The sequence below is a fragment of the Bifidobacterium sp. POST2/T3 (B1) genome (genome assembly GCF_058197115.1).
Genome location: NZ_JBVPQK010000155.1, coordinates 1 through 6,070, shown reverse-complemented (window position 1 = coordinate 6,070; position 6,070 = coordinate 1). Strand labels below are relative to the sequence as shown.

Below are 6,070 nucleotides of genomic sequence, written 5' to 3'. Positions count from 1 at the left end.
CCCAACCTATATACAAATGCTACCACGGTTCGTTCGCATGCTCCAAGCGCCCGTCAGCCAGCCTGCCGGGCTGCTTGCTGAACACTATATGAAGACCGCTTCACACCTTATTGACTCATTCCAGAGAGGGGTATAAAGGGTGGATGCAAAGAGGTGGGTGGCTCCGTTGTGTTGAGGACTGCGGGGCCACCCTGGTTGGCCGGGCCGTCTTGGGATGCGGCCTGGCTGCTTACTCGGGTGAAGATTCTAGGCGTGCAGGCTGCGGGTTTCGCGCCGGTGGCGTCCGGCTGCGACGGCGCCGGCTGCGGCGAGCAGCCCGGCGGCGAGCAGGATGATCATGCTGCCATTGCCTCCCGTCAGGGGCAGGGTGCCTTCGTAGGTGTAGGCCAGGTGCGCCTGGGTCTGGCTGATGCCGCCCAGGGTCCAGTCCACGATCACATCAGCCAGACCCGGACTGTGGGCGGGCGTGGCCAAAGTGACGGATCCGTCAGAATTCTGCTGCAGGGAGCTGACCGCCGTCTTGTCGAACTTGACGCCGGTGATCAGTAGCGAATTGAATGGCACTGGGGTCGGGTTGCTGCTCTGTGCCGTGTCGTTTCCGGTGCCGAGCTGGCCGTACTGGTTGTCGCCCCAGCTGTAGGCGTTGCCGTCCTGGCCGATCGCAAGGGAATGCTGGCTTCCGGCGCTAATGCGTGCAGCTTTGAATCCCGCGTCGGCATTGTTCTGTTGCAGAAAGCCATTTATCTGTGTTGGTGTCCGAGCGTTTTTGACGGTGCCGTCGCCGAGCCGACCGCTGCCGTTGTCCCCCCAGGCCCAGGCTGTGCCTTCCTTGTCAATGGCCAGGGTGTGATTCGTTCCAGTACAGATTTGGCTGGCTTGGAATCCTTGATTGGTGCCTGTGGGATCTTGTACCCGAACGGGACTGTACTGACGATCGGCAGTGGAGCCATTGCCGAGCTGACCGCGATCATTCCATCCCCATGCCCAGACTGTATCGGTCGTATCAATGGCCAGAGCGCTCCAGCTTCCTGCGCTGATTTGTTTGGCTTGGAACGGCTGACCTGTTTTGCCTTGGTATTGTACTGGCGTGGGTTGGTTCGTATAGGAGGAGTCACTAGTGCCGTTGCCGAGCTGCCCGTAGTCGTCGTACCCCCATGCATAAATGGTGCCGTTCTTGTCCAGGGCCATGATGAAGCTCCATTTGACGGCAACCTGGACTGCTTGCAGCCCCTCGTTCGAACCACTCGGATTCTGAACCAGGGTTGGGGTTGATCTAGATAGGCTGTATGAGCCGCCGCTGTTGCACTCACTGCCCCAGGTGTAGACGCGCCCCTGCGGGTCGATGGCCGCCGAGTCGTAGGCGCCGGCGCTGATCTGGACGGCCTTGAAGGGCTGGCCGTCCGCGCCCTTGACGGGCTGCGGCTTGAAATGGCCGCTGGTGGTGGTGTCACCCAGCTGGCCGCGGTTGTTGGCCCCCCAGCTGTAGACGATGCCGTCGCTGCCGACGGCCAGCACATGGTAGCCGCCCGCCACGGCCTGCGTGTAGGTGAAATTGGAATCCACGCCAGCCGGCAGAGGGACCCTGACCGGTGTTTTCTGCCGCCTGCTGCTGGTGCTGCCCTGGCCCAGCTGCCCGTACTGGTTGCTGCCCCAGGCGTAGGCGTTCCCGTCGCTGGCCACGCCCACCGAAAAGCCACTGGCCATTCCGATTTCATAGCCGCCGGCGCTTATCTGGTTGAAGCGGATGCCGCGGCCGAGTTTGGGCGGGGTGATGGTCGCCTGCTGGCCGCCCAGCACGTTGCCCTTGTCTGGGCTGATCGACCAGCCGCCGGTGTCCGCGGGGCTCCAATGCGCGACCAGGGTGATGTCCGCGGTGACCGGCTGGCTGAAATCATAAGCCACATCGGATTTGCCCTCGGCATCCTTGAGAAACCAACCATCAAACAGGAAGCCGTCCTTGGACGGGCTGCTGGTCGGGCGCGTGGCCTGCCGGCCTTCGGTGATCCGCTGCTGGCCCGGTGTCGGCTTGCCGCCGGCGCTGTCGAAGGTGACCGTGTAGGGGTTGATATAGGTGTAGGTAAGGTGCGCGTCGGGCTGCTGGCCGTTCATATTCCAGTTGATTGTTACGTCGGTCTTGCCTCCTGCATGCGGGGGCGTGGAGACGCTCCAGGTGCCGTCCTTGTTGTCCGTCAGGCTCGTGCCCGCTGTCCCGCCGAACTTGACGCCGGTCGGCTTCGGCTTCTCAGGGAAGTCGACCATGCCGGGATTGGAGTCGAATTTCCCGCTGGTGTCGCGTCCCAGCTGGCTAGCGCTGTTGTCTCCCCAGCTGTAGAGGTTGCCGTCCGAGCCCAGGGCCAGGGAAAAGTACCCATTAATCATGTTTGGCGCGCTGGCTTGGGTGATTGTGATGCCTGCCGGCATGGCCACTTTGCCCGGCGTGCCGTCTTTCGCTGCGCTGGGGTTGCGTCCCAGCTGGCCGTTGGTGTTGTCTCCCCAGCTGTACAGGTTGCCGTCCGATCCCATGGCCAGGGAATAACCGTTTCCTGCGCTGATCTGGGTGAATTGCTTGACGCCTGTCGGCATAGTCACTTTGCCTGGCTGATTGGCTGGCATGGTGCTAGTGGGGGTGCGTCCCAGCTGGCTGCTGGTGTTGTTTCCCCAGCTGTACAGGTTGCCGTCCGATCCCAGGGCCAGGGAGTGGGTGTATCCTGCGCTGATCTGGGTGAATTGCCTGACGCCTGCCGGCATGGTTACTTTGCCTGGTTGGTTGGCTGGCGTGGTGCTGCTGCTGCGTCCCAGTGCATTGAAAACGGTTTCTCCCCAGCTGTAGAGGTTGCCGTCCGATCCCATGGCCAGGGAATAATCAGTGCCTGCGCTGATCTGGGTGAATTCCGTGACCCCTGCCGGCAGGTTCACTTTGCTCGGCGTGGCATGAGAATTATCATCTGTAGTGCCATAGCCCAGCTGGCCGCAATCGTTCCGCCCCCAGCTGTAGAGGTTGCCGTCCGAGTCCAGTGCCAGGGAATGGCCGAATCCTACACTGATCTGGGTGAATTGCCTGACCCCTGTCGGCAGGGGTGCTTTCCCCAGTTTGTCATAAGAGGTGGTGGTGGTGCCGTTGCCCAGCTGGCCGCGTTCGTTCCCTCCTCCCATGCTGTAGAGGTTGCCGTCCGAGCCCAGGGCCACGGAGAACCCATTGCCGGAGCCGGCCTGGGTGAAGCGGTCGCCTTCTTCAGGCGGCTTGACGATGACCGGTCGGTTGGAGGATACAGTCTTACCGCCGTAGGCTCCCCAGTAGTAGAGGTTGCCGTCGGAGCCCACGGCCAGGGAATTCATGATCCCTGTGCTGATGTGGCTGAAGCGTATGCCGGATTGGGTGGGCGTGGTCAGGGTGATTCTGGTGCCTCTGTCTGCTGGTCCGGAGGCGGGGGTCAGGCTCCAACTCCTGGTCCATTTGGCGGTCAGGGTGATGCTGCCGGTGACGGGCTGGCTGAAGTCGTAGGCGGTGTTGCCGGTGAACCATCCGTCGAACAGGTAGCCGTCCCTGGCCGGGTCCTTGGGCCTGGAGGCCTGTCCGCCGCTGGGGACGCTCTGGGAAGGTGTGCTGGTGTTGCCTTCGGGGTCGTTGAAGGCGACGGTGTAGGCTGCGCGTGTCTGGGGCTGGCTGTCGGCGGTCTTGCTTTGGATGCCGGTGTCGCCGGGCTTCTTGGGCGTGGCCTGGGCGCTGGTGAGGGGGGATGCGGTGTCCAGGGGCGAGGGCGAGGGCAGCGGCGACTGGGGGCCGGCCGGGGTGGCAGGCAGGATTGGTGGATTGGCTGATGGGTCGGCCTGTTGGCCTGCAGCCGTCTGCTCCAGCTTGGTCGGCTCGGGCACACTGGATCCGCCGGAGGCAGTGTCAGCCGCGGCGAATCCTCCGGCGATTAGGCTGCAGGCGAGCAGCATGCTGACGACGATGGCCCGTTGGCTGTGCGTGTTCGCATGCTGACGCATGACCGGCATGATCCCCTTCCCAGGAACTGTTGCCGCGTACTTGGAACTCCCCTGGTCCGGCTCCCCGATAGATGGCAGACACAATCCCCACATATATTCATTAGGTTATCACCGTCCGTCTGCATGCTCCAAGTGCCCGTCAGCCAGACTGCCGGGCTGCTTGTCTGAACACTATATGAAGACTGCTTCACGCCCTACTGGCGATATAGAGGGTGGAAGCAAAAAGGTGGGTGGCCCCGTTGTGTTGGGGGATTGGCGGGGCCACCCTTCGGCTGGGCTAACTTGGGGTTTAGTCCAGCCGCTTACTCGGGTGAAGATTCTAGGCGTGCAGGCTGTGTGATTCCCGCCTGTGGCGTCCGGCTGCGGCTGCGCCGGCTGCGGCGAGCAGCCCGGCGGCGAGCAGGAGGATCATGGTGCCGTTGCCGCCTGTCAGGGGCAGGACGCCTTCGTAGGTGTAGGTCAGATGCGCCTGGGTTTGGCTGATGCCGCCCAGAGTCCAGTCCACGATCACGTCGGCCAGTCCCGGATTATGGGCGGGGGTGGTCAGGGTGACGGACCCGTCAGAGTTCTGTACAAGGTGGTCCACGGCCGTCTTGTCGAACTTGACGCTGGTGATGTTGAGTGGGGTGGGGTCGAATATGGTCTGTATGGGTGTGGGGCTGTTGCCTGTTGTGGGGATGCTGGTGTTGCCGAGCTGGTTGTAGTCGTTCTTGCCCCAGGCGTAGGCGTTGCCGTCCTGGCCGATGGCCAGGGAATGGTTGTGGGCTGCGCTGACGCAGACGGCCTTGAATCCTTGCCCTGTGTTGTTCGGACCGGTCACTTTTGTGGGGGTTTCCTGCGAGTTGGTGTTGCCGTTGCCGGTCTGCCCGTATTGGTTCCAGCCCCAGCCCCAGGTGGTGCTGTCCTGGTCTATGGCCAGGGAGTGCCATGTTCCAGCGCTGATGCAGGTGACTTTGATGGTCTTACCGGTGTTGCCGGGGTCGTTCGTAGGCCTTGTGTAGTTGGTGTCGTTGACCTTGCCCCAGGTGTACAGACTGCCGTCCTCCTCTCCGATGGCGAGGGCGTGCCGGGAGCCGACGCTGATCTGCGTGGCCTTGAAGGTTTTGCTGGCGTCCCTGGGGTCTTGAACTGGCTTTGGGTCGTTGGCGTAGTCAGCGTTGCCATCCCCTGTGGCGGTTCCGTTGCCGAGCTGGCCATTGGTGTTGTATCCCCAGGCGTATACGTTGCCGTCCTCGTCCAGGGCCAGGATAAAGCTCCATTTGACACTGACCTGGACCGCATGCAGTCCCTGGCTGGAGCCATTGGGGTCCTTGGCCAGGGTCGGCACCAGCTTGGCCGTGCCATAGGAGGAGTAACTGTTGTGTTCACACCCCCAGGTGTAGACACGGCCCTGGTCGTCGATGGCAGCCGAGTCGTAGGCTCCGGCGCTTATCTGCAAGGCTTTGAAGGGCTGGCTTGTGTTGTTCGGGTCCGGCACGGGCTGGGGCTTGTACCGGTCCGCGGTGGTGTTGTCGCCCAGCTGGCCATGATCGTTGCGGCCCCAGCTGTAGAGGATTCCGTTGGAGCCTATGGCCAGAGTGTGGGCGCCCCCTGCAGCGGTCTTCGTGTAGGTGAAGCTGGCTGCCTCTTTGTCAGGCAGGTCAGGCAGGGGGATCCTGGTCGGTGTCTTCTGAGCGGATGTTTTGGAAGGGTCTTGGCCCAGCTGCCCGTACTGGTTGTTGCCCCAGGCGTAGGCATTCCCGTCGCTGGCCACTCCTACTGAGAAGCCGATGACGCTGTCCTGCTCACCACCTGCGCTGACCTGGTTGAACCGGATGCCGCGGCTGTGGTCAGGCGGTGTGATCGTCACCTGCTGGCCGCCCAACACGTTGCCTTGGCTTGGGCTGATTGACCAGCGCGTGTCAACCGGTGACCAATGTGCGACCAGACCGATGCCGCTGGTGACGCGTTGGCTGAAGTCGTATGCCACATTGGAATCACCTTTGGCATCCTCAAGGAACCAGCCATCAAACAGGAAGCCGTCCCTGGACGGATCAGGATAGGGACGTGAAGCCTGATTTCCATCTGTAACCGATTGTTG

At 62.4% G+C, this 6,070-nt stretch carries 2 protein-coding genes; both read right to left on the bottom strand.

Annotation, left to right across the window (positions count from 1 at the left end):
* Nucleotides 1–246 precede the first annotated feature (246 nt).
* Nucleotides 247–3,990, bottom strand: a complete 3,744-nt coding sequence (locus tag AC0AP0_RS07810) for an RCC1 domain-containing protein (RefSeq protein ID WP_490430055.1) — start codon at nucleotides 3,988–3,990, stop codon at nucleotides 247–249.
* Between the two features lie 319 nt (nucleotides 3,991–4,309).
* A partial coding sequence (locus AC0AP0_RS07805) for an RCC1 domain-containing protein (protein WP_490430054.1) occupies nucleotides 4,310–6,070 on the bottom strand: 1,761 nt, incomplete at its 5' end.

What these genes read in the sequence shown, in the direction of transcription:
- AC0AP0_RS07810 (WP_490430055.1), bottom strand. Translation starts at nt 3,990, where the DNA reads ATGCGTCAGCATGCGAACACGCACAGCCAACGGGCCATCGTCGTCAGC.